At 68.2% G+C, this 26,663-nt stretch carries 24 protein-coding genes and 1 tRNA gene; 9 read left to right on the top strand and 16 right to left on the bottom strand.

The window, feature by feature from the left end:
- Positions 1-15 precede the first annotated feature (15 nt).
- From ACIQ0W_RS05095 to ACIQ0W_RS05105, 3 genes are read left to right on the top strand one after another with little or no spacing between them, the layout of a single operon-like run.
- Positions 16-1,422 carry a class II fumarate hydratase gene (locus tag ACIQ0W_RS05095; RefSeq protein ID WP_396641724.1) on the top strand — a complete coding sequence of 469 codons (1,407 nt, stop codon included), beginning with the start codon at positions 16-18 and terminating at the stop codon, positions 1,420-1,422.
- A gap of 52 nt (positions 1,423-1,474) precedes the next feature.
- Positions 1,475-2,983, top strand: coding sequence for a sensor histidine kinase (locus ACIQ0W_RS05100; protein WP_396641725.1), 1,509 nt, complete (start codon positions 1,475-1,477; stop codon positions 2,981-2,983).
- Complete coding sequence (locus tag ACIQ0W_RS05105; RefSeq protein WP_396641726.1) at positions 2,980-3,636, top strand: response regulator transcription factor; 657 nt, start codon at positions 2,980-2,982, stop codon at positions 3,634-3,636. Before ACIQ0W_RS05100 ends, ACIQ0W_RS05105 begins: the two co-directional genes overlap by 4 nt.
- A 394-nt stretch (positions 3,637-4,030) precedes the next feature.
- Here ACIQ0W_RS05105 and ACIQ0W_RS05110 read toward each other — a convergent pair whose 3' ends face one another.
- The 3 genes from ACIQ0W_RS05110 to ACIQ0W_RS05120 all read right to left on the bottom strand — a co-directional run bounded on the left by ACIQ0W_RS05110 (position 4,031) and on the right by ACIQ0W_RS05120 (position 7,549).
- Positions 4,031-5,422 (bottom strand): PhoH family protein, encoded by a 1,392-nt coding sequence (locus ACIQ0W_RS05110; RefSeq protein ID WP_396641727.1) that lies wholly within the window; start codon positions 5,420-5,422, stop codon positions 4,031-4,033.
- A 186-nt stretch (positions 5,423-5,608) separates the two neighbouring features.
- A complete protein-coding gene (locus ACIQ0W_RS05115; protein WP_396641728.1) occupies positions 5,609-6,730 on the bottom strand; it encodes an aminotransferase class V-fold PLP-dependent enzyme in 1,122 nt (373 codons plus the stop codon).
- A 33-nt stretch (positions 6,731-6,763) separates the two neighbouring features.
- Entirely contained in the window at positions 6,764-7,549 is a 786-nt protein-coding gene (locus ACIQ0W_RS05120) for an isoprenyl transferase (protein WP_396641729.1), read from the bottom strand.
- A gap of 80 nt (positions 7,550-7,629) precedes the next feature.
- Here ACIQ0W_RS05120 and ACIQ0W_RS05125 point away from each other — a divergent pair, with 80 nt between their 5' ends.
- A complete protein-coding gene (locus ACIQ0W_RS05125) occupies positions 7,630-8,298 on the top strand; it encodes a hemolysin III family protein (RefSeq protein ID WP_396641883.1) in 669 nt (222 codons plus the stop codon).
- 21 nt (positions 8,299-8,319) lie between these two features.
- On the opposite strand, the gene ACIQ0W_RS05130 is transcribed toward ACIQ0W_RS05125, so the two are convergent.
- The gene (locus ACIQ0W_RS05130; protein ID WP_396641730.1) at positions 8,320-8,709 is read right to left on the bottom strand and encodes a hypothetical protein; all 390 of its coding nucleotides are present in this window, start codon (positions 8,707-8,709) and stop codon (positions 8,320-8,322) included.
- A gap of 54 nt (positions 8,710-8,763) precedes the next feature.
- Here ACIQ0W_RS05130 and ACIQ0W_RS05135 point away from each other — a divergent pair, with 54 nt between their 5' ends.
- Both ACIQ0W_RS05135 and greA read left to right on the top strand, forming a co-directional pair.
- Positions 8,764-9,159, top strand: a complete 396-nt coding sequence (locus tag ACIQ0W_RS05135) for a DUF4307 domain-containing protein (RefSeq protein ID WP_036301334.1) — start codon at positions 8,764-8,766, stop codon at positions 9,157-9,159.
- 117 nt (positions 9,160-9,276) lie between these two features.
- Positions 9,277-9,768, top strand: coding sequence for a transcription elongation factor GreA (greA, locus tag ACIQ0W_RS05140; protein ID WP_036301331.1), 492 nt, complete (start codon positions 9,277-9,279; stop codon positions 9,766-9,768).
- A gap of 6 nt (positions 9,769-9,774) precedes the next feature.
- Here greA and ilvA read toward each other — a convergent pair whose 3' ends face one another.
- Complete coding sequence (ilvA, locus tag ACIQ0W_RS05145) at positions 9,775-11,025, bottom strand: threonine ammonia-lyase (protein WP_396641731.1); 1,251 nt, start codon at positions 11,023-11,025, stop codon at positions 9,775-9,777.
- Positions 11,022-12,248 carry an AI-2E family transporter gene (locus tag ACIQ0W_RS05150; protein ID WP_396641732.1) on the bottom strand — a complete coding sequence of 409 codons (1,227 nt, stop codon included), beginning with the start codon at positions 12,246-12,248 and terminating at the stop codon, positions 11,022-11,024. The genes ilvA and ACIQ0W_RS05150 overlap by 4 nt, the downstream gene beginning before the upstream one ends.
- 166 nt (positions 12,249-12,414) lie before the next feature.
- Between ACIQ0W_RS05150 and ACIQ0W_RS05155 the strand changes: the two genes are divergently transcribed.
- Positions 12,415-13,731, top strand: a complete 1,317-nt coding sequence (locus tag ACIQ0W_RS05155) for a winged helix-turn-helix domain-containing protein (protein WP_396641733.1) — start codon at positions 12,415-12,417, stop codon at positions 13,729-13,731.
- On the top strand, positions 13,728-14,675 hold the full coding sequence (locus ACIQ0W_RS05160; RefSeq protein WP_396641734.1) for a hypothetical protein: 948 nt from the start codon (positions 13,728-13,730) through the stop codon (positions 14,673-14,675). The genes ACIQ0W_RS05155 and ACIQ0W_RS05160 overlap by 4 nt, the downstream gene beginning before the upstream one ends.
- Positions 14,676-14,678: 3 nt before the next feature.
- On the opposite strand, the gene ACIQ0W_RS05165 is transcribed toward ACIQ0W_RS05160, so the two are convergent.
- The 4 genes from ACIQ0W_RS05165 to ACIQ0W_RS05180 form a co-directional block, all read right to left on the bottom strand.
- Positions 14,679-15,566, bottom strand: a complete 888-nt coding sequence (locus tag ACIQ0W_RS05165) for a M48 family metallopeptidase (protein WP_396641735.1) — start codon at positions 15,564-15,566, stop codon at positions 14,679-14,681.
- A 37-nt stretch (positions 15,567-15,603) separates the two neighbouring features.
- On the bottom strand, positions 15,604-16,173 hold the full coding sequence (locus ACIQ0W_RS05170; protein WP_036301308.1) for a LemA family protein: 570 nt from the start codon (positions 16,171-16,173) through the stop codon (positions 15,604-15,606).
- Between the two features lie 86 nt (positions 16,174-16,259).
- Positions 16,260-17,573: a D-arabinono-1,4-lactone oxidase gene (locus tag ACIQ0W_RS05175; RefSeq protein ID WP_396641736.1), complete on the bottom strand. Its 1,314-nt coding sequence runs from the start codon at positions 17,571-17,573 to the stop codon at positions 16,260-16,262.
- A complete protein-coding gene (locus ACIQ0W_RS05180; RefSeq protein WP_396641737.1) occupies positions 17,570-18,811 on the bottom strand; it encodes an alanine racemase in 1,242 nt (413 codons plus the stop codon). Before ACIQ0W_RS05180 ends, ACIQ0W_RS05175 begins: the two co-directional genes overlap by 4 nt.
- 200 nt (positions 18,812-19,011) lie before the next feature.
- Between ACIQ0W_RS05180 and ACIQ0W_RS05185 the strand changes: the two genes are divergently transcribed.
- Positions 19,012-20,295: a DUF222 domain-containing protein gene (locus tag ACIQ0W_RS05185; RefSeq protein ID WP_396641738.1), complete on the top strand. Its 1,284-nt coding sequence runs from the start codon at positions 19,012-19,014 to the stop codon at positions 20,293-20,295.
- A gap of 220 nt (positions 20,296-20,515) precedes the next feature.
- Here ACIQ0W_RS05185 and ACIQ0W_RS05190 read toward each other — a convergent pair.
- From ACIQ0W_RS05190 to ACIQ0W_RS05215, 6 genes are all read right to left on the bottom strand, one after another.
- Positions 20,516-20,589: transfer RNA gene (locus ACIQ0W_RS05190), tRNA-Leu, on the bottom strand.
- The gene (locus tag ACIQ0W_RS05195; RefSeq protein WP_396641739.1) at positions 20,580-21,971 is read right to left on the bottom strand and encodes a glycosyltransferase family 2 protein; all 1,392 of its coding nucleotides are present in this window, start codon (positions 21,969-21,971) and stop codon (positions 20,580-20,582) included. The genes ACIQ0W_RS05190 and ACIQ0W_RS05195 overlap by 10 nt, the downstream gene beginning before the upstream one ends.
- Before the next feature lie 12 nt (positions 21,972-21,983).
- Positions 21,984-23,288, bottom strand: coding sequence for a non-hydrolyzing UDP-N-acetylglucosamine 2-epimerase (gene wecB, locus ACIQ0W_RS05200; RefSeq protein WP_100813693.1), 1,305 nt, complete (start codon positions 23,286-23,288; stop codon positions 21,984-21,986).
- Between the two features lie 40 nt (positions 23,289-23,328).
- Positions 23,329-24,756 carry an NAD(P)/FAD-dependent oxidoreductase gene (locus tag ACIQ0W_RS05205; RefSeq protein ID WP_396641884.1) on the bottom strand — a complete coding sequence of 476 codons (1,428 nt, stop codon included), beginning with the start codon at positions 24,754-24,756 and terminating at the stop codon, positions 23,329-23,331.
- Between the two features lie 82 nt (positions 24,757-24,838).
- On the bottom strand, positions 24,839-26,122 hold the full coding sequence (locus tag ACIQ0W_RS05210; RefSeq protein ID WP_232711575.1) for a S8 family serine peptidase: 1,284 nt from the start codon (positions 26,120-26,122) through the stop codon (positions 24,839-24,841).
- Positions 26,119-26,634 (bottom strand): DUF501 domain-containing protein, encoded by a 516-nt coding sequence (locus ACIQ0W_RS05215; protein WP_100813692.1) that lies wholly within the window; start codon positions 26,632-26,634, stop codon positions 26,119-26,121. Before ACIQ0W_RS05215 ends, ACIQ0W_RS05210 begins: the two co-directional genes overlap by 4 nt.
- Positions 26,635-26,663: the final 29 nt, after the last annotated feature.

The raw sequence follows: 26,663 nt of genomic DNA on the forward strand, positions 1-26,663 counted from the left end.
GGAGGAAACGAAGACGTGACTGATACCGCAGCCGGCACCGAGTACCGCATCGAACACGACACCATGGGCGAGGTGCGGGTTCCCGCAGCGGCGCTCTATGGCGCCCAGACCCAGCGAGCGGTGGAGAACTTCCCGATCTCGGGCGACAGCCTCGACCCCGCGCAGCTGGTCGCTCTCGCGCGGATCAAGAAGGCGGCGGCGCTCGCCAACAAGCAGCTCGGCACGCTCGACGGTGCCATCGCGGACGCCATCGCGGGCGCCGCGGATGAGGTCATCGGCGGCGGAGCGGCCGATCAGTTCCCCATCGACGTGTATCAGACGGGCAGCGGCACGTCGACGAACATGAACATGAACGAGGTGCTTGCGACGCTGGCGTCCCGCGCCCTCGGCTCGCCCGTGCATCCCAACGATCACGTGAACGCTTCGCAGTCCTCGAACGACGTCTTCCCGACGTCGGTGCACGTCGCCGTCACGCAAGAACTCCTGAACGACCTGATCCCGGCGCTCGATTACCTGGCCGTCGCGCTCGAAGCGAAGGCCGAGCTGTGGAAGGGCGCGGTCAAGTCGGGCCGCACGCACCTGATGGATGCCACGCCGGTCACCCTGGGGCAGGAGTTCGGCGGCTACGCCCGCCAGATCCGTCTCGGAATCGAGCGCGTGCAGGCCGTCGTCCCTCACGTCGCCGAGGTTCCGCTCGGCGGCACCGCCGTCGGCACGGGCATCAACACGCCCGTCGGGTTCCCCCAGAAGGTCCTGGAGCTTCTGGTGACCGAGACCGGACTGCCGATCACCGAGGCGGTCGACCACTTCGAAGCACAGGCCAACCGTGACGCCCTGGTTGAAGCATCCGGAGCGCTCCGCACGATCGCGGTATCGCTGACGAAGATCAACAACGACCTGCGCTGGATGGGCTCAGGGCCCAACACGGGCCTCGGCGAACTGCACATCCCCGACCTGCAGCCCGGATCGTCGATCATGCCGGGCAAGGTCAACCCGGTGATTCCCGAAGCGACGCTCATGGTGTGCGCGCGGGTCATCGGCAACGACGCCACGATCGCGTGGGCGGGCGCCTCGGGCGCTTTCGAGTTGAACGTCGCGATCCCCGTCATGGGAACGGCGTTGCTCGAATCCATCCGTCTGCTGGCGAACACGATGCGCGTGTTGGCGGACAAGACGATCGACGGCCTCGAGGCTAACCTCGACCGTGCCGCCGCGTTCGCCGGGATGTCGCCGTCGATCGTGACGCCGCTCAACAAACTCATCGGGTATGAGGCTGCGGCGAAGATCGCCAAGCACTCGGTCGCGAAGGGCATCACGGTTCGCGAAGCGGTCGTCGACCTCGGCTACGTATCCCGCGGCGAGATCACGGAAGAGCAGCTGGACGAGAAGCTCGACCTGCTCTCGATGACCCACCCCGGATGAGAGCTTCCCTCCCTGTGCACACGGGAGCGCCGCGGGGCCGGATAATGAGCGCATGACACGCGAGCGGCGGCCGATTCCGGCGAGGGCGCTGATCGTCGGCGCCATCCTGGCCGTCGCGGCGCTCGGTCTCACGATCGTGGGTGGCGTGACATTCCTCGCGCAGAGGGATCGGACGCTCACCGACATCGACGAGCGACTGATCTCTCAGATCGACGCGCTCAACCAGGTGGACGAGCTTCGTGTCGTCGTCGAGGGCGGTGCGGTCGCCGCCACGCAAGACACACCCGATGACTTCACGGATCTGTCGGCGTACCTGCGGGCGGCGGTTTCGCGCCTCATCCCCGGCCGGAACGAGGCGTCGATCGCTGTCATCGACGGCCGGATCGCATTCCGCAGCGCCAACGCGCTGAGTCAGCAGATCGCCGACGACCCCGACTTCGTGGCCGAGGCCGTCGAACAGGCACGACCGGCCGACCAGGCGGTCATCGCGAGCACCAAGATCGACTCGACCGACCTGCGCTACATCGCCGTCCCCACGCCCGTGCCGGGCGATGACCGCGTCGGCGTCTACATCCGTGCTGTCGACGTCACACGCGAACTCGAGCCGGTGACGCTGTCGCTCCTGACCTACACGGCCGCGGCGCTTGCCACGCTCGCCGCGATCGGAATCGTCGGATGGTTCGTGGCCGGACGCATCCTCTCCCCCATCCGGCGCATGCGCGAGACGGCCGATTCCATCACGCCGACCGACCTGCGGGCCCGCATCCCCGCCGACGGCAACGACGACATCTCGGACCTCAGCCGCACGGTCAACTCGATGCTGGACCGGCTCGAGGGGTCGATGGACAACCAACGCCAGCTGCTCGACGACGTGCGGCACGAGCTCAAGACGCCGATCACGATCGTGCGCGGACACCTCGAGATGATGGATGTCGCGAACCCCGCCGATGTCGCGAGCACCCGTGACATCGGGATTGCCGAGCTCGATCGCATGACACGCCTGGTCGAAGACATCGACCTGCTCTCGTCGGCCGAGGGCGACCAGTTCGAGATCTCTCTGGTCGACGTTCGCGAGCTGACGGAGCGAATGGGTGACCTCGTGGGGGGATTCCCCGGACACAGCTGGAGCGTCGCCGGCATCGCGCGGGGCGTCATAGAGGGCGACTACGATCGCCTCCTGCAGGCGTGGCTCCAGCTCGCGGACAACGCCGCGAAGTACACGCCGCAGGGCTCCCCGATCGAAATCGGCAGCACGCTGGACATCGATTCGGTGCACCTGTGGGTGCGGGATCATGGCCCCGGCATCCCTCCCGCGGCACGACGCAGGATCTTTCATCGCTTCGCGCGCGCAGATCACCGTACAGTGGGGGGATCGGGGTTGGGCCTCGCGATCGTCGATGCGATCGCGAAGGCACATCTGGGGACGTGCGCCGTTACTGACACCGATGGGGGCGGCGCGACTTTCACGATCACCCTGCCGATCACGCAGGGACGCAGCGAACTGCTGCCGTCCCCCGTACGCGCTGGGGACGTGGTGTTGCAGAGGGAGGCAACGGGGTGACGCACATTCTGATCGCGGAGGACGAACCGCGCATTTCCGCATTCGTCAGCCGCGGGCTCGAGTCCGCCGGCTACACGACGACCATCGTCGAGAGCGGTGATTCGGCGCTCGAATTCGCCCTCGGCGGCGATGTAGACCTCGTCCTGCTCGACGTCGGACTTCCCGGTATGGACGGGTTCGAGGTCCTCCGTCATCTGCGCGGCCAAGGGGCGAACGTACCCGTCGTGATGCTGACGGCCCGCAGCAGCACCCGCGACACCGTTCAGGGTCTGGATGCGGGGGCCAACGACTATGTCGCCAAGCCCTTCAAGTTCGACGAGCTCCTCGCCCGCGTCCGCTCACGGCTGCGCGAGAGCGTCAACACCGGTTCCATCGGCGTCGTGCACGGCGACATCAGCCTTGACCCACTCACACGCCGCGCGCGGGCCGGAGGGCGGGAATTCGACCTGTCCGCCCGCGAGTTCGCGCTCGCCGAGCAGTTCCTGCGGCACCCGGGCCAGGTCCTCAGCCGCGAGCAGCTCCTCAGCCGCGTGTGGGGACTGGACTTCGATCCGGGCTCCAACGTCGTCGACGTGTATGTGCGGTATCTGCGTAGCAAGTTCGGCCCGGAGCACATCGCAACCGTACGCGGGGCCGGCTACCGCTGGGAGTGAGGCCGCGGCCCCCGGTCACCGCACATCCGCGTCCGAATCCCGCCCAACCCGTCGTCCAACCGGGCACATCGATGACCCGAGAATCCGTCCCCGGAAACGATGAAGCCCCCGGCGCTGGGGGGTGCACCGGGGGCTGAGGCGCGATATCTGGGGGACGTGCGCCTCGTTCGTCAGCCGCACCCCTCGGGATGGGGTTTGGCTGGCATTCCAATGATCAGCCACGAACTGGGGGGATCTTCGGCGGATCATCGTCCCGCTCTCGCGGGCATATTCAGATTTCTCTTCCACAAATATGACAAGCGGGAATGAGAGGAGGCGGGGAAGGCGATGAGAGTTCTCTCATTGCCTTGAATACATCTGCCTTCCCCGCCCCGTCACATCAGGCTCGGTCCCGTCAGGCCAGTTCGCCCGCCTCGAGAAGGTCCGTCACAAGCGCTGCGATCTCTGAGCGCTCGGACCTCGACAGCGTGACGTGCCCGAACAGCCCGTGCCCCTTGAGCGTCTCGATGACCGAGGCGACACCGTCGTGGCGACCGACGCGGAGATTGTCGCGCTGCCCGACATCGTGCGTCAGGACCACCCGCGAGTTCTGGCCCATGCGGCTGAGCACCGTCAGCAGGACGTTGCGTTCCAGGGACTGCGCCTCGTCCACGATCACGAACGCGTCATGCAACGAACGCCCGCGGATGTGGGTCAGGGGCATGACCTCGAGTAGCCCGCGCTCGACCACCTCTTCCAGGACGTTGCCCGACACGACCGAACCCAGGGTGTCGAAGACCGCCTGGCCCCACGGGTTCATCTTCTCCGCCTGGTCGCCCGGCAGGTAGCCCAGCTCCTGCCCGCCGACGGCGAACAGCGGACGGAAGACGATGATCTTCTTCTGCTGCTGCCGCTCGAGCACCGATTCGAGACCCGCGCACAGGGCCAGCGCCGACTTTCCGGTGCCCGCCCGGCCTCCGAGCGAGACGATGCCCACCTCGGGATCCAGCAGCAGGTCGATCGCGATCCGCTGCTCGGCCGAGCGTCCGTGCAGGCCGAAGACCTCACGGTCACCGCGGACGAGACGGAACTCGGACGGTCCGGTCATTCGCCCGAGCGCCGACCCGCGTTCGGAGTGGATGATCAGGCCGGTGTTGACCGGCAACCCGGTGACGGTCTCGTGGCTGCCGACCTCGCTCTCGTAGAGGTCGCTCAGTTCATCGCCCGAGAGGTCGATCGAGGCGATCCCCGTCCAGCCCGAGTCCACGGCCTGCTCCGCGAGGTACTCCTCGGCCTGGATGCCGAGCGATGCCGCCTTGACACGCATGGGCAGGTCCTTCGAGACGACCGTGACGTGCTGGCCGTCCTGCGCGAGATGCATCGCGATGGCAAGGATGCGGCTGTCGTTGTCGGCGAGCCGCATGCCCGAGGGCAGGACGCTCGGGTCGGTGTTGTTGAGCTCGACGCGCAGCGTGCCGTCCGCGCCGACCGGCACCGGGAAATCGAGGCGTCCGTGCTCGATACGAAGTTCGTCGAGGTGACGGAGAGCTTGACGGGCGAAGTATCCGATCTCGGGATCGTGCCGCTTTCCCTCGAGCTCGGTGATGACGACGACGGGGATCACGACGTTGTGTTCGGCGAATCGGAAGTACGCCCGTGGATCGGACAGCAGGACGGATGTATCAAGCACATACGTGCGCAGAGCGGAATCCGACTCGATCGAGTCGTCACGCTCGTAGCCCGTGTCATGCGTGATTGCCGCGCTGCTGGAAAGCGTGTCCTGCTGGCGTGCTGCCCCTGTAGTCACAACCTGCTCCCGACCCGGGTTTGTACCCGGCATCCGCAAAGTCGACCACCGTGAGGTAGCGAGTCGCACTCTGGTGGCCGACTCGACCGGGCTACTTGCCCGATGAGATGAACGTACGACCGCGCCTCTCTCGGTTGCGAATCGACACGCCCCGCCGGAGGTTACGCCTGCGTTAATTCCGCGCGGCTACCAGGTGCGAGCGTGTGCGAAATCAGCGAGCGCGTCGCCGAGCATGACCATGCTGTCGGCCGCGGTGCCCACGTGCGGCGCGATGCGTACGGCACCGCTGCGCGTCGTGCACGTGACACCGTGGTTCGCGAGCGAGGCTGCCAGAGCTGCGACATCCTGTGCGGGCGGCGCGAGCGTGACGATTCCGGCACGGTGCACCGCTTCGCGAGGTGTGAGAGTGGGGATGTCGTAGCGCTCCGTCAAGAACAGGACCTCGCGGGTGCGGGCGGCCAGCGCCTCTTCGATCTGCTCGACGCCGGTGTCCAGCACCTCTCGCAGCGACGCGGAAAGACGTGCGGCTGCGATGTGGTCGGGAACGCTCACGGTGAAGGCGTTGGCTCCGGCCGACGCGGGCGGCACGTCGTCGATCGGGAGGGCGACATCCGTCCCCGTCGCACCCGAGAAGACCGGCGTGAGTTCGGCGAGCGCACGGTCGCTGAACCAGGCGAAGCCCGTGCCGCGGCCGGCACGCAGCCACTTGTAGCCATTGCCGCAGACGACGTCCGCCGCCTGGTAGTCCGCGGAGACCATGCCGAACCCCTGCACGGCGTCGACGATCAGCAGGCGATCGCCGATCACGTCGCGGATCCCGGCGAGGTCGGCCCGGTAGCCCGTCCGGAAATCGACGAGGCTCACCGCGACCGCCGCCGTGGAGGAGGTGATCGTGTCGCGCACGACCTCGGGTGTGACATAGCCCGCGGGCGGATCGATCCACTGCGGTTCGACGACGTGCAGGGCCTCGTGGGCGCGGGTCGCGGCGACCGTCAGGCTCGGGTACTCGCCTCGCGAGACCAGCAGACCTCCCGTGACGCCGAAGACCGCCTGCATGATGCCATGCGTCGTGGACGGTTGCAGGGTGACGTTGTCTACGTTGCCACCCAGCAACTCGGCGACCAGCGAGCGAGCGGATGCCGCGTGCTCAACGACGTTGTCGATGCTCGATCGGCGGCCCGTCGCGAGCAGTTCGAGGTCGGCGGTGTTCTCTTGCCGAACCCCGGGCGACAACGGGCCGAACGACGCCCAGTCGAAGTAGCCGGGCTCGAGGTCGAACGACGCTGCGTAATCCTCGATGGTTGCCACCGGCCTATTCTGCCACGCCGACAGCGACGCAGGTCAGCTACCGAATCGGCGCTCTCTGCGCGCGTAGTCGCGGATCGCGCGCAAGAAGTCGACCTCGCGTAGATCGGGCCCCAGGGCCTCGACGAAATAGAACTCGCTGTGAGCGCTCTGCCAGAGCAGGAAGTCACTGAGGCGCTGCTCGCCCGAAGTGCGGATCACGAGGTCCGGGTCGGGCTGGCCGCCGGTGTACAGGTGCTCGCCGATCTGCTCCGGTGTGAGGCTGGCGGCCAGCTCCTCCAGGGAGCCACCGCCCTGATCGTGTTTGGCGATGATGCTCCGCACGGCATCCACGATCTCGCTGCGGCCGCCGTATCCGACGGCGAGGTTGACGTGCATCCCCGTGTTCCCACGGGTGCGCTCGCTCGCCTCGTGCAGCACACGGGCAAGGTCCGGTGGCAGGTTCTCGGAGCGCCCCACGTGTTGCACGCGCCAGTCGCGTTCGCGTGAGAGCTCATCCGCGAGCTCGGCGATGATGTCGAGCAGGTCCGCGAGTTCACGCGACTCGCGCTTGGCCAGGTTGTCGTGCGAGAGCAGGTACAACGACACCACGCGCACTCCGACGTCGTCGCACCAGGTCAGGAACTCGCGCATCTTCGCCGCGCCCGCACGGTGCCCGTGGGCGGCCGACTCATAGCCCAGCTGACGGGCCCACCGACGGTTTCCGTCGATCATCATCGCGAGGTGGTGCGGGACGGGGTCATCGCGCAGACTCCGGCGCAGCCGCCCGGTGTAGAGACGGTACAGCGGCCCTCGCCCCTGGTTCGACCCGCCCGTGCTCACCCCCCTACGGTAACGCTTACGCTGGATGCGTGAGCCGTCGCCCGCGTTCCCACTCCCCCGAGGTCCCGTCGCTCCCCCTGATGGAGGCCGCCGCCGTCGACGCGCACGTCGACATCCGACCCACGTGGCGCGGCTGGATCCACGCGGCCACCTTCCCCATCGCGATCGTCGCGGGCATCGTCCTGATCGTCCTCGCCGACGGCACGGCCGCCAAGTGGGCGTCGGCGATCTTCCTCGCCACGTCGATGCTGTTGTTCGGCACCTCGGCGCTGTATCACCGCTTCGACTGGAGCCCCCGCGCGAAAGCGGTGCTGAAGCGGATCGACCACGCCAACATCTTCCTTCTCATCGCCGGAACCTACACACCGATCGCCGTGCTCGCGCTTCCCCCCGAGAAGGCGACGCTGCTGCTGTCGCTGGTATGGGGTGGGGCGCTTCTCGGCATCCTGTTCCGCGTGTTCTGGGTCGGCGCGCCTCGCTGGCTCTACGTCGCGCTCTATCTCGTGCTGGGCTGGGCCGCGGTCATGTACATCGGCGACCTCTTCGCGGCCAACGCGATCATGATGACGCTGGTGCTCGTCGGCGGGCTGCTCTACACGGCCGGAGCCGTCGTCTACGCGCTCAAGCGGCCCAACCCGTGGCCGGGGCACTTCGGGTTCCACGAGATCTTCCACGTGTGCACGGTGCTCGCGTTCCTCTGCCACTGGACCGCGGCGCTGATCATCGCGCTGCACCCCGTCTACGGCTGACGCGACTTCGGCAGCCGGCACTCACACGCGGGGCGGGACGTCCCCGTCGGCGCGATTCTGCTCGTCGTCTGCGGCATCGACGAACTGGTCGTCCGTGTCCGGCGCTTCGACGGCCGCGCCCGCCTGCTGCTCGGCATCGAGTTCCGCGTCGATCTCGGCACGGTAGCGGGCGCGACGGATGCGACGCTGCATATCCCACACCAGGAGCACAACGGCGACGACCAGGACGGCGACGATCGCGAACCCGAGGAATCCGGGCGTGACGAGCTCGGGATCCGGCTCGACGACCGGTGTCGGTGAGGGCGTAGCGATCGAGACGATCCACGAGAACGCGAGCATGGGGTCCTTCCGCACGGCGACCGATCCCGAGATGGCACGGGCGGCACCCGGCAACGCATAGCCTGGTATCACCAGCCTAACCAGTCCATGAGCCAGTCGCCGAGCCGGCACAGAAGGGGCCAGACGATGACCATCCAAGCCCGTCTCGACGAGCGGTACGGTCGCGGCCGGAGCGGTCGGCGTCGGTTGCTCGCCTGGATCACGGTAGGGGTGCTCGCCGTCGCTGCGACGGGCGCGCTCGCGTGGTCGACGGTGTCGACGGCGGCATCGGATGTCGACGCGGATGTCCTGGGATTCTCGCTCGTCGATCAGCACACCGCGACGGTGACCTTCCAGGTCACCGGTCACGCGGATCGCGAGGTCGCGTGTGCGATCGAAGCCCTCGACGAGGACTTCGGAATCGTCGGGTGGAAGGTCGTCGTGTACCCCCCGAGCGGCGAGGAGACGCGGGCTTACGAGGTATCCGTTCCGACCGTCAGCCTCGCCACGACCGGTTTGGTGAACTCCTGCTGGCTCCCCTAGGCTGACCGGATCACAGTGTGCGCCCCGGCTCGATGCCGGGGCGTTCGGCATATGGGCGACGAGTCGCCCTGACCCCTCACACCGCCGCATGAACACGAACCACAGAAGGAGAACGCCGTGTCTACTGACGCACCCGTGACCTTCCTCACGCAGGACGCCTACGACCGCCTCGCGGCAGAACTCGAGACGCTCGCGACGGACGGCCGCGAAGAGATCGCCAAGCGCATCGAGGTTGCCCGCGAAGAGGGCGACCTGAAAGAGAACGGCGGATACCATGCCGCCAAGGACGAGCAGGGACGCATCGAGGCGCGCATCCGCAACCTGCAGCAGCTGCTGAAGACCGCGGTCGTCGGCGATGCCCCGACCTCGACAGGCAAGGTCGTGCCGGGAACCGTCGTGACGGCAAAGGTCGCCGGGCGTGAACTGCGCTTCCTCCTCGCCAACCGCGAGCTTGCCTCGGACTCGTCGCTCGACGTCTACAGCGAGGCGAGCCCCATCGGCGCCGCGATCCTCGGCAAGAACGAGGGCGACACGACGAGCTACGCGACGCCGAACGGCCGCGAGATGGCCGTCGAGATCATCAAGGTCGAGACCTACACCGGCCAGTAGGGGTGATCAGTCGGGGACGACGACCGGGTGGAAACCCGCATCCTTCAATGTCTGCAAGGTCAGCGCCTTGTGCTCTTCGCCCCGCGTCTCGACGCTGATCTGCAGCACAACTTCGCTGATCTGAAGCCCCTGGCCGTGGCGCGTGTGCAGAACCTCGATGACGTTGGCGCCCGCCTGTGCGATCAGGTCCGACACGCGCGACAGCTGTCCCGGACGGTCGGGTAGAGGAATCCGCATGCTCATGTAGCGTCCGGATGCCGCGAGCCCGTGTGCGACGACCCGCTGGAGCAGCAGGGGGTCGATGTTGCCCCCCGACAAGACCGCGACGGTCGGTCCGTGCGCCTCGACCTTGCCCGCGAGGATCGCGGCGACACCGACGGCGCCGGCCGGCTCGACGACGACCTTGGCCCGCTCGAGCAGCACGAGCATCGCGCGGGCGATGTCGTCATCCGTCACCGTCACGACGTCATCGACGAGTTCCTGGATCATCGCGAACGGGATGTCGCCTGGGCGGCTGACCAGGATGCCATCGGCGATCGTCGGGCGCGTCACGACCTCGATCGGATAGCCGGCCCGCAGGGACTCCGGGTACGGGGCCGAGTTCTCGGCCTGCACCCCGATGATCCGCACGGTGCGGCCGGCAGCCGCTGCCATCGCTTTGACGGCGCCGGCGACACCGGCGATGAGGCCTCCCCCGCCGACGGCGAGCAGGATCGTGTCGACGTCGGGCATGTCCTGGACGATCTCGAGCCCGAGCGTGCCCTGGCCGACGATGATGTCCCGGTGATTGAACGGCGGGATGAGGACGGCGCCCGTGCGCTCGGCGAACTCCGCCGCAAGTCGCAACGACGTATCGACGGTCGGGCCCTCGAGGATCACATCGGCTCCGTACCCGCGCGTCGCGAGCAGTTTGGGCACGGGGACGCCGAGTGGCATGAAGATCGTGGCCGGGATGCCGAGGGCCTGGGCGGCGAGCGCGACGCCCTGCGCGTGGTTGCCGGCAGACGCGGCGACGACACCGCGGGTACGCTCCTCGGGCGTGAGGCGGGACAGCCGGTAGGCGGCACCGCGGATCTTGAAGGAGCCGGTGCGCTGCAGGTTCTCGAGCTTGAGGTGAACCGGAACCCCGAGGACCTCGCTGAGGTGCTGCGAGTACTCGAGCGGGGTGTGGCTGACGACGCCCCGTAGCCCCTCGGCGGCATCTTCGTATTCCGAGAGCAGCGGCATGGTCAGCTCGCGTGGTTCGACGGAGGTCATGCCTGGGTCCCCTCGGGTCGGGTAGTCGGACGAGTTCTGGGTCGCGTGTTCCTCGTTCGTGGCACGGTACTCCAAATCAGTTCGCCGGCCACCGCGCTATCCGGTCTCTCCCACCCTCGGGACCCGATGTACACGGCGAAGACATTGACGAACGCGGCGAGCGGCACGGCGAAAAGCGCCCCGGGAATGCCTCCGACCAGCGCGCCGCCGGCGACCACGAGCACAACGCCGAGCGGGTGCACCTTGACCGCCGCGCCCATGAGGATCGGCTGCAGGACGTGGCCCTCGAGTTGCTGCACGCCCAGCACGACGATCAACATCAGCACGGCGATGAACGGGCCGTTGTAGACCAGCGCCAGGAAGACGGCGACGGCTCCCGTGACGACGGCTCCCACAATGGGGATGAACGCGCCGAGGAACACCAGAACAGCAACAGGAATCGCGAGCGGAACGCCGAGGAGTGCTGCACCCAGCCCGATACCTACGGCATCGATGGAGGCGACGAGCAGCTGCGTGCGGGCGTAATTGACGACCGTGACCCAGCCCGCGCGTGCGGCACCGTCGACGGGCTGACGCGCGGCACGCGGGAACAAACGCACGGTCCACCGCCAGATTCCGCCGCCGTCGGCGAGCGTGCAGAGCAGGATGAAGATCGCAAGAAGCGCCCCGACGGCGACGTGCCCGAGCGTGGAGCCGACCGCGAGCGCGCCCGAGAGCAGCAGCTGCGCCTGCTCCTGGGCGAACGTCCACGCCTGCGCGAGCGCGTCGTCGATCTGCCCGGATGTCAGGTGCAGGGGCCCATCGATGAGGTACTGGCGGAACTGCTCGATCGCCTCGACGGTGCGATCTTGCACGCTTCTCCACTGCAGGCCGACCTGCCAGACGACCAGCCAGATGAGCCCCGAAACGATCGCGAGTGTGCCCACCAGCGAGATCACGATGGCGAGCCAGCGGGGTACGCCGTGGCGCAGCAACCAGGTGAAGGCGGGCCAGAGCAGTGCGGTGACAAGGATCGCGATCAACAGCGGGATGACGATGACCTTGAGCTGTATGACGACCCACACGACAATCGCGACCGCGGCGGCGATGACGATCATGCGCCAGGTGTATGCCGCGGCCAGGCGCAGCCCACGCGGGACGGCGGGGCTGAGGTCGCTCGAAACGGTGCGCTCCCGAATCACGTCGACGGGTCGTCGGCGCGGAGATTCGGGGGTTTCGTTCACTCGGCAAGTCTAGGAGTCGTATCGGGCTCCGGCATCCGCATCGGTGAGCGTCGGAGATCCGCGGAAACTCGGTGGCTACGCACTCCACCGATCCGACGCTGCCCCGATCTCCGACGCCCGACGAGCGCCGAGAGGGATGTCGTAGGCCGGGGATAGGCTGGCGCCGATGAAACAGTCGCTGAGCGCGCGCGAGGCGCGGCGGATGGCGCTCGCCGCTCAGGGGTTCGGGCGCCGCGTCCCGGCGACCCCCGGCACGCGCCAACTCAACGCGACGCTGGGGCGGATGCACACGCTGCAGATCGACTCGGTCAACGTCTATGCGCGCTCGCACTACATGCCCCTGTTCTCGCGCCTGGGTCCGTACGACACGGCCCTGCTCGACCGTCTGCTCTTCGCCCGGCGAGCCCCGTACGTGGAGTTCTGGGCGCATGTCGCGGCGTTCATTCCGGCAAGCGACTGGCAGCTCTTCCGCTTCCGGATGGATGACCACCGCGCACGTTTCACGGCGCCGGGGACCTGGTTCGCAGAGAACCTGCCGATCGTGGAGTGGGTGCGCGCCGAGCTCGGTACACGCGGCCCCCTGCGGCCCGCCGAGATCGAGCACGATTCGCGGCGCGGCGGTCGCGGACCATGGTGGGACTGGGACGGGGTCAAACGGGCGCTCGAGTATCTGTGGCTCATCGGCGAGGTGGCGGTGGCGGGGCGCCGCGGCTTCGAGCGCCGTTACGCCCTGGCCGCGGACGTCATTCCTGCGGCAGCGCTCGAGCGCGAGATCGCGCGTCCCGACGCGATCCGCGAGCTCGTCGTGCGCGCCGCGGCGGCGTACGGCGTTGCGACCGAGGCAGATCTGGACGACTACTGGCGACTGCGCGACCGCAAGGCGGTCAAGCGCGCGACGGCCGAGCTGGTGGAGGAGGGTGAACTCGTGCCGGTCACCGTCGAGGGCTGGGACCGCGGCGGCAAGCCGCTGCCCGCGTGGGCCCATCGCGACGCCGCGCTTCCCCGTCGCATCGACGCGGCGGCCATCCTGACGCCATTCGATCCCATGGTGTGGTTCCGTGATCGGGCGCAGCGGATGTTCGGCTTCGACTACCGGATCGAGATCTACACACCCGCTCCTCAACGCCGCTACGGCTACTACTCCTTGCCGATTCTGCTCGACGACGAGCTCGTGGGGCGCGTCGATCTGAAGGCCGACCGCGCGGGATCACGGTTGCTCGTGCAGTCGGCATGGTGGGAGGACGGTCCGATCCGTCCCGATGCCGCTCCCCGTGTCGCCGAGGTCTTGCGCGACGCGGCGAGATGGCAGGGTCTCGACGGGATCTCGGTGGCGAACTGGGGTGATGCGACGGGCGCATTGGCCGATGTGCTCGGAGCACCCCGGCACGAGGCGGGCCCGGAATCGATCGCACTCGCGCCGGACGAGCCTCAGACGGATGAGCCGGATGCCTCGTCGGCCCTCGAGCAGGGATCAGACCCGTGAGCCCCCGACAACGCCTGGGTCGCGGGTTGATCATTGCGATCACGGCGGCGGTGCTCGTCGTGATCGGCGCGGGGATCGCTCTCGTCGTGTGGTTCACGGCCCGCTCGGATTCGCCGGAGGCCGGCGCACAGCGGTACCTCGACGCGCTCGCCTCAGGGGACGCGGACGACGTCCGTGCAACGATGACCACCGACGCGGCGCCGGACACGGCGACACGTGGCACCTTCGAGGCTGCCACCGCGTACCTCACGCAGCCCAGCATCACGGGCACGGAGGCGATGACGGGCGAGAGTGTCACGGTGTCGGCGTCCTACCTGCTCACGGGCGACACCCACGAGGTGACGTTCACCATGCGGCTGGAGGACGGGCAGTGGTTGGCCGCTGCGGACGCACTCGGAACCATCTCGGCGACGACGACGATCGGCGACGCGGTGACGATCGGTGATGTCGTGCTCGAAGCATCCGCTCCCCTGCTCGCCCTCCCCGCGGCGTACGACGTCGTTGCGGCACCAGCGGGGATCGTGACGGGCACGGCCGAGGTCGTCGTGGATCCCGGGGCGACGGCGGACGTCGCCGTCGAGGCAGCGCTCGCACCGGACGCGAGCGTGACGGCGCAAGCCGCGGTGGATGCCTACCTCGAGGCGTGCACGGCATCGTCGGCGGAGTCACCAGCCGTGACGAGCCCGCCGTCGTGCGGCATCAGCATCCCGTGGGGCGCCGATCTGGCGAGCGCCGACGGTTTCGTGTTTCGGATCGAGACGCTCCCCATCCTCGCCCTTGACGCCACCGGCGGGTTCATCGCGAGCGGCGGCTCGTACGTGGCGACGGTGTCGGGTCAGACCCGCGCGGGCACACCCGCTGCTTTCACGTACCGGGACGATGCATGGACGCTCCGAGGTGCCTTCACCTTCGAGGCCGGCGAGTTCGTCCTGCAGGCCTGGTGACGGTCAGAAGTTGCCGCCCATGGTGTGCAGGCGTTCGATCCGGTCCGGGATCGGCGGATGCGTCGAGAAGAGCCGTGTGAGGGCGTTCGGTCGCAGCGGATCCGCCAGCCACAGGTGCGCCATCGAGGTGTTCGTCTTCTTCAACGGTTGAGCGTGTGCCTGAAGTTTCGCGAGCGCCGACGCCAGGCCGTCGGGGTTGCGCGTCGTGAGCGCAGCCGTCGCATCCGCCAGGTATTCGCGTTGGCGCGAGATTGCGGCCTGAACAGCACCGGCGAGGAGCGGCGCGATCACGGCGGCAACGATCCCGAAGATCAGGAAAACGATCTGGGCCTGTCCGTTGCCGCCTCGACGCGCGCCCCCGAACAGCGTCAGCCGCAGGAAGACATCGGCGAGCAGGCCGATCGCGACGACCAGGCCGAAGACGATCAACGAGACCCGGATGTCGTAGTTGCGGACGTGGCCGAGCTCGTGCGCGAGCACTCCCTCGAGCTCCTGATCGGTCATGATGTCGAGCAGGCCGGTCGTGACCGCGATCGCCGCCCGCTCGGGAGTCCGACCCGTCGCAAAAGCGTTCGGCGCAGCATCCTGCACGAGATGGACCTTCGGCATGGGCGTACCGGTCGCGATGCACAGGTTCTCGACCATGTTCCAGAGGCGCGGGTTGTCGGCCTTCTGAATCTCCACCGCACCGGCCAGCGCGAGTGCCTCGCGGTCGGCGATGAAGTACTGCAGCGTGGCGTAGCCGACCGCCCCGATCACGACGAACGCGGTGATCCACCAGTTGTTCGAGGCGAGCCATCCCGCCAGCAGTCCCAGCCCGCCGATGATCAGCACGAACGCGATCATGATGAACCACGTGTTGCGCTTGTTGCGCGCGATCGCGGAGTACACGGCTTCTCCGCCCGATCAGGCCGTGACGGCTGTCACGTCAGAACTGAACGCGCGGCGGCTCGGAGATCGCGGCGCCGTTCTCGACCTCGAAGAACTCGCGTTCCTGAAAGCCGAGATTCCGAGCGAAGAGGTTGTTCGGGAAGATCTTGATCTTGGTGTTCAGCTCACGCACGCCGCCGTTGTAGAAGCGGCGGGATGCCTGGATCTTGTCTTCCGTGTCGACGATCGACTGCTGCAACTGGAGGAAGTTCTGACTCGCCTGCAGTTGCGGGTACGCCTCAGCGACGGCGAACAGGGACTTCAGCGCCTGCTGCATGTGCCCCTCGGCGACTCCTGCGTCCGCCGGGCCCTGCGCCTGCAGAGTCTCGGCTCGCGCCCGGGTGACGCTCTCGAATACGCCTCGCTCATGCGCGGCGTACCCCTTGACCGTGTCGATCAGGTTGGGCAGCAGATCAGCACGCCTCTTGAGCTGCACGGTGATGTCGCTCCACGCCTCGTCGACGCGCACGTTCAGCTGCACCAGCGAGTTGTACGTCGCCCAGAGGTAGATGCCGACGATGGCGACCAGGGCGACGACGATCAGGACCGGAATGAGCCATTCCCACATGGGTGTCTCCAGAAAGCGAGGTAGTCAGACGCGAGTTGTCGTACGTTCGCCCATCCTACCGACGCATCCCGGCGAACCCCTGGGAACTATTCGCCCAAAACCCGTTCCAGGTAGACGTTCGTGAAGCGCCTGTCGGGGTCGAGTCGGTCCCGCAGCGCCACGAAATCCGTGAAGCGCGGGTAACGCTCGGCGAAGTCGGCGGCACCGAGCGTGTGCATCTTTCCCCAGTGCGGCCGCCCGCCGTGCGCGAGCATGATCGGTTCGATCGCCGCGAAGTACTCCGTCGGGTCTTCCCGCCAATAGCGGTGCACGGCGATGTATCCGCTCGCGCGTCCGTGGGCTGTGGACATCCAGGGGTCGTCCGCCGCCGCCGCGCGCACCTCGATCGGAAACGACACGCGCAGATCGGATGCATCGATCGCGGCCTGCACGTCGCGGAACGCCGCGGCGAGGTTCTCGAGGGGGACGGCGTACTCCATCTCGCGGAAGCGCACGGTCCGGTCTTGCGTGAACACGCGCGTCGATAGATCGGTGTACTCGCGATCGCCCGTCAGGCGCGTCGCGAGCCGGTTCATCGGGGGTGCCATCGCGGGAACGAGAGACGCCGACCCGCAGGTCACGCGGTAAAGACCGTTGGCCAGCAGCGTCTCATCCAGCCAACGCGAGGCGCGCGGCAGCGGTGAACGGGGCGCACTCTCGGGCAGGCGGGTGTTGGTCTTGGTGAGCGCGACATCGGTGTGCGGAAACCAGTAGAACTCGAAGTGATCGGATGCCTCGACGCGGGCGGGCAGCTCCGCCACCACATCATCGACCGGTTCGGGACGCTCGACCGCGCGCAGCACGAACGCGGGCACGCATTGCAACGTGACGTCGACCAGGATGCCGAGGGCGCCGAGCCCGAGCGCCACCGCGGGCAGCATCTCGGCGTTCTCGTCGTCGCTCACGGTGAGCAGCTCGCCCGTGCCGGTGACGAGGGTTGCCCCGACGACCTGGGTCGAGATGCCTCCGAAGCGCAGGCCCGTGCCGTGGGTCCCGGTCGAGATCGCCCCCGCGATGGACTGGCGATCGATGTCGCCGAGGTTCGCCATCGCGAGTCCGAAGGGGGCGAGCAGCCGTGGCATCTGGTGCAGCCGCGTGCCCGCGAGGACGCGAACGCGCGCCCGCTCGCGATCGACCTCGACGACGCCGCTCAGCTCATCGAGATCGAGCAGAACGCCTGGCGCAACAGCGATCCCGGTGAAGCTGTGGCCGGCGCCGACCGCCTTGATGCGCAGTCCTCGCGCGATCGCAGCCTGCACCGAGCGGACGACGGCGGCGGTATCGGCGGGACGCTCGACCCGTTGCGGCCGCACCTGCGCGGTTCTGGCCCAGTTGCGCCAAGTGCCGCCGATCCGGGTCACAGGAACGCTCGCCCTTCGCCGCGATAGGTCGGAAGCGCCCGCGCGATCGAGTCGCCGTCCACGAGCTGGACCTCATCGATCCGTTCCAACTGCTCGCCGCTCTTGGAGGGTCGCAACCACACCCGGTCGCCGACGGCGAGCGCTCGCGCACTCTCGCCCTGAAGCGGTGTCTGCACCTCACCCGCACCCTCGCGGTCGAGCGCGCGTAGGCCCGTCGGCCAGACGGGCAGCGGCTGACGGGAGGCGAGCGGCGGTCCCGAGGCGATCCACCCGCCGCCGAGGATCGTTGCGATGTCGGGCGTCGGACGCCGCACCACGTCGCACGCAAAGGCGAGGGCCGGAGCCGGTGCGAACGCGCGGTAGCGGTCGAAGAGGTGGCCGGCGAAGAGCCCGCTGCCCGCGGTCACCTCTGTCACGGCGGCGTCGGCGGCCGTGAGTTCGAGCGATCCCGTGCCGCCCCCGTTCACGAACTCGAGGGGTGTGATGTCGCGGAGCGCGGCGACGATCGCGCCGCGTCGCTCCCGCAACTCCGCGATCGACCGACCCTGCATCCACCGGATGACCCCGTCGCCGCGGCCGTCGTGGTCGGGCTGCCCGGCGATCTGGGCTTCGTACATCATGAGCCCGACGAGGTCGAAGCCGGGCCGCATCGCGATCGTGCGAGCGAACTCCCGCACCTCGGCGACGGTGTGCAGGGGCGACCGGCGCACACCGATGTGCCCGAGCGCGGGTGCTCGCCACGAGGCATCCGCATCGATCGCAACCCGGATCCGCGGGCGCTTTCCGGCGGGGGCGACGGCATCGACCAGATCGAGCTGCGCGGGATCGTCGACCATGAGGGTCACACGGGACGTCAGCTGGTCATCGGACGCGAGTCGAGCAAGGCTCGCACGGTCGGCGCTCGGGTACCCCATCACGACGTCGTCGTGCGTCTCGGCGAGCCAGAGTGCTTCGGCGAGGGTGAACGCCAGGATGCCTCGGTAACCCGGCAGGCGTAGCACCGCGTCGATGACCTCGCGAACGCGCACAGACTTGCTCGCCACGCGGATCGGGGCGCCGCCTGCACGCACGAGCATGTCGAGGGCGTTGTAGCGCAACGCGCCAAGATCGAGGGCGGCGACCGGCGCCGGCAGGTGTGCGGTGGCTGTCGTGAGCCGGGGCCAATACGCCGTCGGCCTGGTCCAGGGCGTGGGATCGCCGACCGGGTCAGGGGGCGTGGGCGCCGTCAGATCGAGCACGCCCCCAGCCTAGGGCCGGGGTCGGCTCCTTTGAGGATCGCGTCTGCTGAGCGGACTGTGGCGCCCACGCTCGCGACGACTCGCTTGTTTCGCGGGCCCGACGCAAGATGTGAGAAGTCTCATCTACTGGGCGCGATTTCGGCGTGATTCGGGGGCTTTTCGGGGTTCCGATGTCGGTGGTCATCCGTAGAGTTTCGAACATGCATTCGAATCATGGTGACGTCGAGACGACGGGGGTGGACGCGATCGCGCGCGAGCTCGCTGGGGAGGGCCTCGACGCTCGGCGTGCGAATGCGCGCACCGAAGCCGCGCTCGCGCGAGTGTTCGCGAAAGCGGCACACGTGGGTGCGCGCCGCGTCGCGGAGTTGGCCTCCCCCTCGTCGCGCGAAGCCGAGCTGCCGTATCGCGCTTTGGCGGCAGAGCTTGGCGCAGCGATGAACATGTCCGACCGGACCGTGCAGCGTCGCATGAACGATGCCGCGGTTTTGGAGGAGTCGTTCCCCGCCACGTTCGACGCGTGGGACGAGGGGCGGATCACCGGTGCGCATGTTGCGGTAATCATGGAACACGGCACGCCCCTCACCGACCCGGAAGCGCGAGCGGCGTTCGAGGCCGAAGCACTGATTCGGGCCGAGGGGACCACGCCGGGGCGTGTCGGGGCCTCGTTGGCGCGGCTCGCGGAGTCGTTGCAGGCGCGCCCGCTCGCGGAGCGCCACAAGGAGGCTCGGGCATCGCGGGGTGCGTGCGTGCGGGATATCGGGGACGGGATGGCGGAGTTCATCTCGACCCAACCCGCGGTGCTCGCGCACGCGATGCACGACCGCATCACGCAACAAGCCCAGGCGATGAAGAACGCCGACCCCACCGACACGCGCACGCTGGATCAGATCCGCGCGGACATGGTCGCGGACATGCTCCTCACGACGACCCCTTCCGTGGAAACGGGTGCCGGCCTCTCAGACGGGGTCGGCGGACTGGGCGCGATTCGCGGGATCGTGAACGTCACGGTGCCTGCGTTGGCGTTGGCTGGAGTGACCGATGAACCAGCCGAGCTCGTGGGACGGTGCCCGATCGACCCGGCCACCGCCCGCCAGCTCGCGGGGCACGCGACGGGATGGGACCGAGTGTTGGCCGACCCGATCACCGGGTGTGTTCTCGCCGTCGACCGCTACACACCATCCGCGGACATCAAACGGTTCCTGCGGGCCCGGGATCAGCACTGCCGATTCCCCGGATGCCGACAACCGGCACATCGGTGCGATCGCGACCACACCCTCGACTACGCCCTCGGCGGCGCCACGGACGTGTGCAACCTCGCCTGTCTCTGCAAACGACACCACACGCTGAAAGGCGAAACAGCCTGGACTGTCCGGCAACTCGGCGGTGGGGTCCTCGAATGGACCTCGCCGGGCGGTCTCGTTTATATCGACAAACCACCCTCGGCCATCCATTTCACCCCAAACACGGATCCGCCACCCTTCTGAGGGCCCCCGTCACTGAGCCTGCCGAAGTGACCCGTTGTGCCGTGCGTGCGCGGTTCCGGTGTGCTCCCTTCGACAGGCTCAGGGAGCGCGCTGTCCCCGGTCACTGAGCCTGCCGAAGTGACTCGTTGCCGCGCCAGTTCATCGCGCCCGGTTCCTGCGCTCCCTTCGACAGACTCAGGGAGCGTAGGCCCCACGGCAGCTTCTCCGTCACCCAGAGCGGTACCCCCGGTGGGACTCGAACCCACACTGAAGCGATTTTAAGTCGCCTGCCTCTGCCGATTGGGCTACGGGGGCGTGACCGTGCGGTCGCTTTCGGCGCCACGTCTTTCGTGTGCGCCGTCCCCTCCAGTATCCCCGACCGCCGAGGCATCCATCCCCTGCGTCTCGCGTGCCGTCTTCGCCCACGATGTGCGTCCCGACAGCTGTCGGAACAGCCCGACGGCGAGCACGGGGAACACGATCCACGAATAGGCCGTGTAGGGAATCACGAGAACGAGGGCGACGAAGGGCGAATACCAGCGACCCCCGCGCAACGCGAGCGTGACGACGCCCGGCCCGAACGACAGGGTCATGAAGAAGATCAGGATCCACCAGTGCGAGGGCCGGTAGGGCACCCCGCTCGCAAAGGCGAGGACCACGGACACGACGAGGGCGAAACCCGTCAGGAGCTGAAGCGCCGGCGTGAGCAGGTAGTACACGCTGTCGACGCGGGCGAGGAACGGCACCCGCAGGCGCGGGATACCGCGCAGCAACTCGAGGGCCTGCCAGCTGCCCTGCGCCCAGCGCACCCGCTGGCGATACAGGCGTCGGAGCGAGTTGAGGCCCTGCTGGTCGATGGCGACCGAGTTGTCCTGCACCCCGGCCCACCCGGCCTGGATGAGGCGCACGCCGAGATCCTGATCCTCGGTCAGCCGATCGCGCCACGGGCCCGACCCGTCGTCGATACTCGCGAGCGCGGACAGGCGGTTGAACTGTCCGTTTCCGCCCATGTTTGCCGTTCCCCACCAGGCACGCCCCGCCTGGAAGACAAGGCCGAAGGACGAGAACTCCACGTCCTGCGCCCAGGTGAGCCATCCGCGCCGGTTGTAGATGCGGACGAGGGATTGCACTCCCCCGACGCCGCCGTCGTGAAAGTGGCGCGCGGCCGATCGCGGAGCCTCGGGATCGAGCCGGCCGTCGGCGTCCACCACCACGACGATCACGTGGTCTTCGTCCCACATCGAGAGGGCGGGGTCGGCGCGAAGCTCCGAGCGGACATGCGCGTACGCCGCGTTCAGGGCGGCGGCCTTTCCCTCCCGGGCGTGCGGGGCGGTGCGGGTCAGGACCTTCAGGCGCGGATCGTCCATCCCGTCCAGGATCTCGCCGGTGCGGTCATCGGAACCGTCGTTGATCACCAGGAACATCACGTGCGTCGCCGCGGCCTGTCGCAGGCGCGCGACGCTATCGGCGATCGTGACCTCTTCGTTGAGCGCGGGAACGAGGAACACCCAGAGAAATCGCTCCTCGCTCATCCCTCCGGGGTCGCGACGCACGTCACCGCGCACACGAGCCCGAAACCGTGCCGCGAACACGAGGAGCGTCGTGACCGACACGAAGGACGAAACCGTGATCGCCAGCACCGCCCAGAACAGCACTTGCACCCAGAGCGGCAGGCCCGTGAAGATGTCAAAAAACACGAGACACCTCGCTCACCAGGAGTCGCCCCACGGATGCAACCGGCCCTGTTCGACCGGATCCTCGCTGCCCGCCGCGCGCAGTACCGAGAGTCGATCGAAGCCCGGAGGCCCGAACGGCTGCGGCGGTCGCGTATTGAAGATGACGTGCTCGAGACCGCGCACGATACGCTCGGCGGCCTTCCCATCGCCGTACGGATTGCGGCGGGTCGTCGCCAGCGCATAGGCACGCTCGTCGTCGAGCAGGCGGGATGCCGCGGCCACGATCCGCGCCGTGTCGGTGCCGACCAGCTGCACCGTTCCCGCCTCGACGCCCTCGTGCCGCTCGGTACTCTCACGGACGCAGATGACCGGTGTGCCGAGCGACGGCGCTTCTTCCTGAATGCCCCCGGAGTCGGTGATGGCTATCGTCGAGCGCTTCAGCAGCTTCGCGAACTGTTCGTAGCCCATCGGCCCCACGAGCGAAACGTTCTCTTCGTTCGAAAGTCGCGCGACCATGACGGCCGCGACATCCGGGTTCGGGTGTAGCGCGACGACAAAGCGGACATCGCGGTGCGTCATGGCCAGGATCCCCACGGCATCGGCGATGCGCTCGAGCGGGGCGCCCCAGTTCTCGCGCCGGTGAGCCGTGACGGCGACCACCCGCGGGCCATCGGGATCCTCGATGTCGGCGAGCTGCGGATAGTCGTAGGGCACATCGAGACCGGCCGCGATGTGCAACGCGTCGATCGCGGTGTTGCCGGTCACGAAGATGCGGGAGCCGGCGATGTGTTCGCGGATCAGGTTCTCTTTGTTCCGCTCCGTCGGGGCGAGGTGCCACGCGGCGATCCGGCTGATCAGCTGACGGTTCAGCTCTTCGGGGAACGGCGACAGGGTGTCGTTCGTGCGCAGACCCGCCTCGACGTGGACGACGGGAAGGTGCAGGTGGAACGCCGCCAGAGCGGATGCAGCGGCACTCGTCGTGTCGCCGTGCACAAAAGCGGCGGCCGGGTAGCCGGTTGCGTAGGGCGCCTCGGCGGGCGGAAGCGGCGGACCGAATCGATCGTGCAAGAACGCCTCGAGCCGCACCAGCACGGCCGAGAACAGGGTGTTCAGCGTGCGCGGGGCCGGTGGCAGATCGAACGTGACGTCCGGTGTGATGCCGCCGATCGCGAGCACGTGCGCAACGAGCTCCGCGTGCTGCCCCGTCGACACGACGATCGGCTCGAAACGCGTGCTGTCGCGCACCGCCACGATGAGCGGCAGCATCTTGATGGCCTCGGGGCGCGTGCCGACGACGAAGACGGCATGCAGCTTGTCGTGAGGCGTGGTCTCTTCCATGCGCACACGTTATCGACTCGCGAACCCGCGAGCCGGGAGGTCAACGGGAAGCCGCCGCCTTCGCAGGCGCCGTCTTGGCGTCCTTCGCGGGCTCGGCCGGCTTGTCCGAACCGGATGCCGCGGCATCCGTCTTCGGTGCTGCCTGAGCCGGCCGCGGACGCGCCGCGAACTCCTCGAACACGTAGCGCGGGTGCTGCACCGTCTCGAGGTTCACGAGGTCGCGACCCAACCAGAAGTTGTTCCACCAACCGCCGAAGACGCGGAGCTTGCGCTCCCACGACGGGATCGCCAGCATGTGGTAACCACGGTGCGCGAGCCACGCGAGAAAGCCCTTGATGGCGATCTTGTTGGACTGGAACACACCGTTGTAGAGGCCGAGACCCGCGACCGCGCCGAGGTTCTTGTGGATGTAGTTCTCGGGAAGCTCGCCCCGCAGCACGGCGGTGAGGTTCTTGGCGAGAAGCTTGGCCTGACGGACGGCGTGCTGAGCGTTGGGCACGCAATAGCCGCCCACGCCCCCACCTGTCAGGTCGGGAACGGCCGAGACGTCACCCGCGGCCCAGGCACCCTCGACGATCTCGTCGTCGGTACCCACGCGCAGGTCGGGACGGGTGCGGATGCGTCCGCGCTCTTCCACCGGCAGGTCGCCGCCGCGGACGACCTCGGGGTTCGCCATGACGCCCGCGGTCCAGATGATGATGTCGCTCGGGATGACCTCGCCCGTTGACAGCTCGACGTTGCCGTCGACGGCTCCGGTGACCTGCGTGTCGAGGTGCACGTATGCACCACGCTTGGCCAGGTCGGCGAGCACCCACTCGCTGGACTTGAGCGAGACCTCGGGCATGATGCGCCCCATCGCCTCGATCAGGTGGAAGTGGGTCTCGTCGAAGGTCAGCTCGGGGTAGTTCTTCAACAGGGCCGAAGCGAACGAGCGCAGCTCGGCGAACACCTCGATACCGGCGAAACCGCCACCGACCACGACGACCGTAAGCAGACGCTCACGCGCCGGGCCGGGGGGAAGCAGCGCCGCCTTGTCGAAGTTCGACATCAGCTTGTCGCGGATCGCGACCGCCTCTTCGATCGTCTTGAGCCCGATCGCGTTGTCGGCGATGCCCGGGATGGGGAAGGTGCGCGACACGGCGCCCGCGGTGATGACGATCTGGTCGTACTGCTCCTGCCACGGCTCGCCGACGGCCGGCGTGAGCGTGGCGGTCTTGTGCGCGTGGTCGATCCCGGTCACCTTCGCCGTGACGACCTTCGTGCGCTTCAGGTGACGGCGCAGGGCGACGACGGAGTGGCGCGCCTCGATGGAGCCCGCCGCGACCTCGGGAAGGAACGGCTGGTAGGTCATGTAGGGCAGGGGGTCGACGATCGTGACGGCGGCCTCACCCTTGCGCAGGTGCTTTTCGAGCTTCCACGCCGTATAGAAGCCTGCATAGCCGCCGCCGACCACGAGAATCTTGGGCACGGTGTTCGTTGGCCCTGAGTTCGTGGGCTCGGCGTTCGTCACGGGCACGGTGTTACTCACGTGAAAGGGACTCCTTGACAGTTCAACTGCTCGGCGTGCGTAAATCGCGCGCCGTTCTGACTCGCCGGGCAGCTGCAGTGACGCCGAGCGCCACCAGGATACCAGCCAGGGTGATCGCGAAAAGCGGTAGAGAGCCGTAGACGAGGGATTCGCGTGACGGCAGCAGCGGCGAACGGGCCGGTGTCGCCGTATCCGCGGGGGGCAAAGCGTCCACCTCGACCGGAACCGCGGTCTGATCGGGCGCCGGGCCCGAGTCAGCACGGCGGTAGAGCCGAATCCACTCCTCCAGGCTCCCCATCGGGTTCTCGGTCACCGAAGCGACGCTGGCCGAAACGGCGCCCGCCGCATCCACGATGCCGGCACCGTAGAGCCGGGGGTCCGTGCCGGCGGCCGGTCTGGCCGTCTCGATGATCCGGTTGATGACGTTGGCGACGTCGAGCTCAGGATGCGCCGAGCGCACCAGCGCGGCGATGCCGGCGACGAGGGGCGCCGCGCCGCTCGTGCCGCTCCACTCGACGATTCGGCCGTCCGCCGATACGCCCAGCAGCTTTTCGCTCGGTGCCGAGATCCCGATCGTGATCCCCTGCGTCGACGCTTCGACACTCGCGTTGCCCTGGGGGTCGACACCGCCGACCGTCAGCACGCCGGGAATGGTCGCCGGAGCGCCGACGCGGGTCGTACCCGTGCCGCGGTTGCCGGCCGCGACGACCACGACGACGTCGTTGTCGAACGCGTACTCGAACGCGCTGTCCCAGAGCGGGTCCCAGCCCAGGGTGTTCGTCGTGAAAGAGAGGTTGATGACGGTCGCGCCGTTATCGACCGCCCAACGGATCGCCTCGGAGACCTGATCCACGAACGGGACAGGGGCGGATGACCCGAACCCGAGCGACACCGAGAGGAGTTTCGCGTCGGGCGCGACCCCCACCATTCCTTTACCGTCGGCCGTTCCCCGCGCGGCGGCGAGGGACGCAACCCACGACCCGTGGTTGGAGTCCACGACCCCGACGGGCGTGCGGCCATCCGAGCTGCCGAGACCCGAGACATCCGTTCCTCCCGCTACGGCGCCCTGGAACTCGGGCGGCCCCGAGCCGATGCCCGTGTCGATGATCGCGATCGTCTGCCCCGCGCCTCGGGTCGTCTGCCAGGCGGTACGCACCCCCAGCGAATCGAGCCAATACTCCGCGGCGCGGACCGGGTCTGCCGTGTCATCGGGGACCGGCGATGCGGCGGCGGGAGGGCCGAAGAAGACGGGCGTCGCAGCGATCACGGCCGCGAGCAGCAGCGCGAGGGCGCGCGAGGTCTTCACGAGGCCGAACCCGGCGTCTCGCACTCGCACACGCCCGGCGACCAGCGCGAGCGCTCGAGGGCTCGGTCTCCGATCGGGTTGACGCCCGGTCCGGCGGCGAGCGCATGACCGGCCAGGGCGTGCAGGCACTTCACCCGGACCGGCATACCGCCGGCGGAGATGCCCGCGATCTCGTCGACATCGCCATAGTTCGAGCGGTCGGCGAGGTACGCGGCGTGGGCGCGGGCGTACTCGGCCGAGATGTCGTCGTCGACCAGCAGATCCTGCAGCTCGGCCATGACGTGCGTCGCCTCGAGCTCGCTCATCGCCGCGGTGGCGGCCGGATGCGTCAGGTAGTAGAACGTCGGGAAGGGGCTGCCATCGGGCAACCGTGGCGATGTCGCGACAACCGTCGGATTTCCACACACGCAGCGTGCGGCGATGCCGAGGACTCCGCGAGCGGGCCGCCCCAATTGCGCGCTGACGACCGCGAGTTCGGCCTCGGTGGGCGCGGCGAAGGGCGGTGTCGTCACCTGACCAGGGTAACCGCCGAAGCTGCCGA

It is taken from the genome of Microbacterium sp., from assembly GCF_044340635.1.
In the GTDB taxonomy this organism is placed as follows: Bacteria; Actinomycetota; Actinomycetes; order Actinomycetales; family Microbacteriaceae; genus Microbacterium.

Excerpts from the sequence above, each read along its gene's own strand:
- ACIQ0W_RS05185 (WP_396641738.1), top strand. The coding sequence starts at position 19,012 with ATGCATTCGAATCATGGTGACGTCGAGACGACGGGGGTGGACGCGATC.
- ACIQ0W_RS05125 (WP_396641883.1), top strand. The coding sequence starts at position 7,630 with ATGGAGGCCGCCGCCGTCGACGCGCACGTCGACATCCGACCCACGTGG.
- ilvA (WP_396641731.1), bottom strand. The coding sequence starts at position 11,025 with ATGACCTCCGTCGAACCACGCGAGCTGACCATGCCGCTGCTCTCGGAA.
- ACIQ0W_RS05135 (WP_036301334.1), top strand. The coding sequence starts at position 8,764 with ATGACCATCCAAGCCCGTCTCGACGAGCGGTACGGTCGCGGCCGGAGC.
- wecB (WP_100813693.1), bottom strand. The coding sequence starts at position 23,288 with ATGGAAGAGACCACGCCTCACGACAAGCTGCATGCCGTCTTCGTCGTC.
- ACIQ0W_RS05100 (WP_396641725.1), top strand. The coding sequence starts at position 1,475 with ATGACACGCGAGCGGCGGCCGATTCCGGCGAGGGCGCTGATCGTCGGC.
- ACIQ0W_RS05170 (WP_036301308.1), bottom strand. The coding sequence starts at position 16,173 with ATGTGGGAATGGCTCATTCCGGTCCTGATCGTCGTCGCCCTGGTCGCC.
- ACIQ0W_RS05155 (WP_396641733.1), top strand. The coding sequence starts at position 12,415 with ATGAAACAGTCGCTGAGCGCGCGCGAGGCGCGGCGGATGGCGCTCGCC.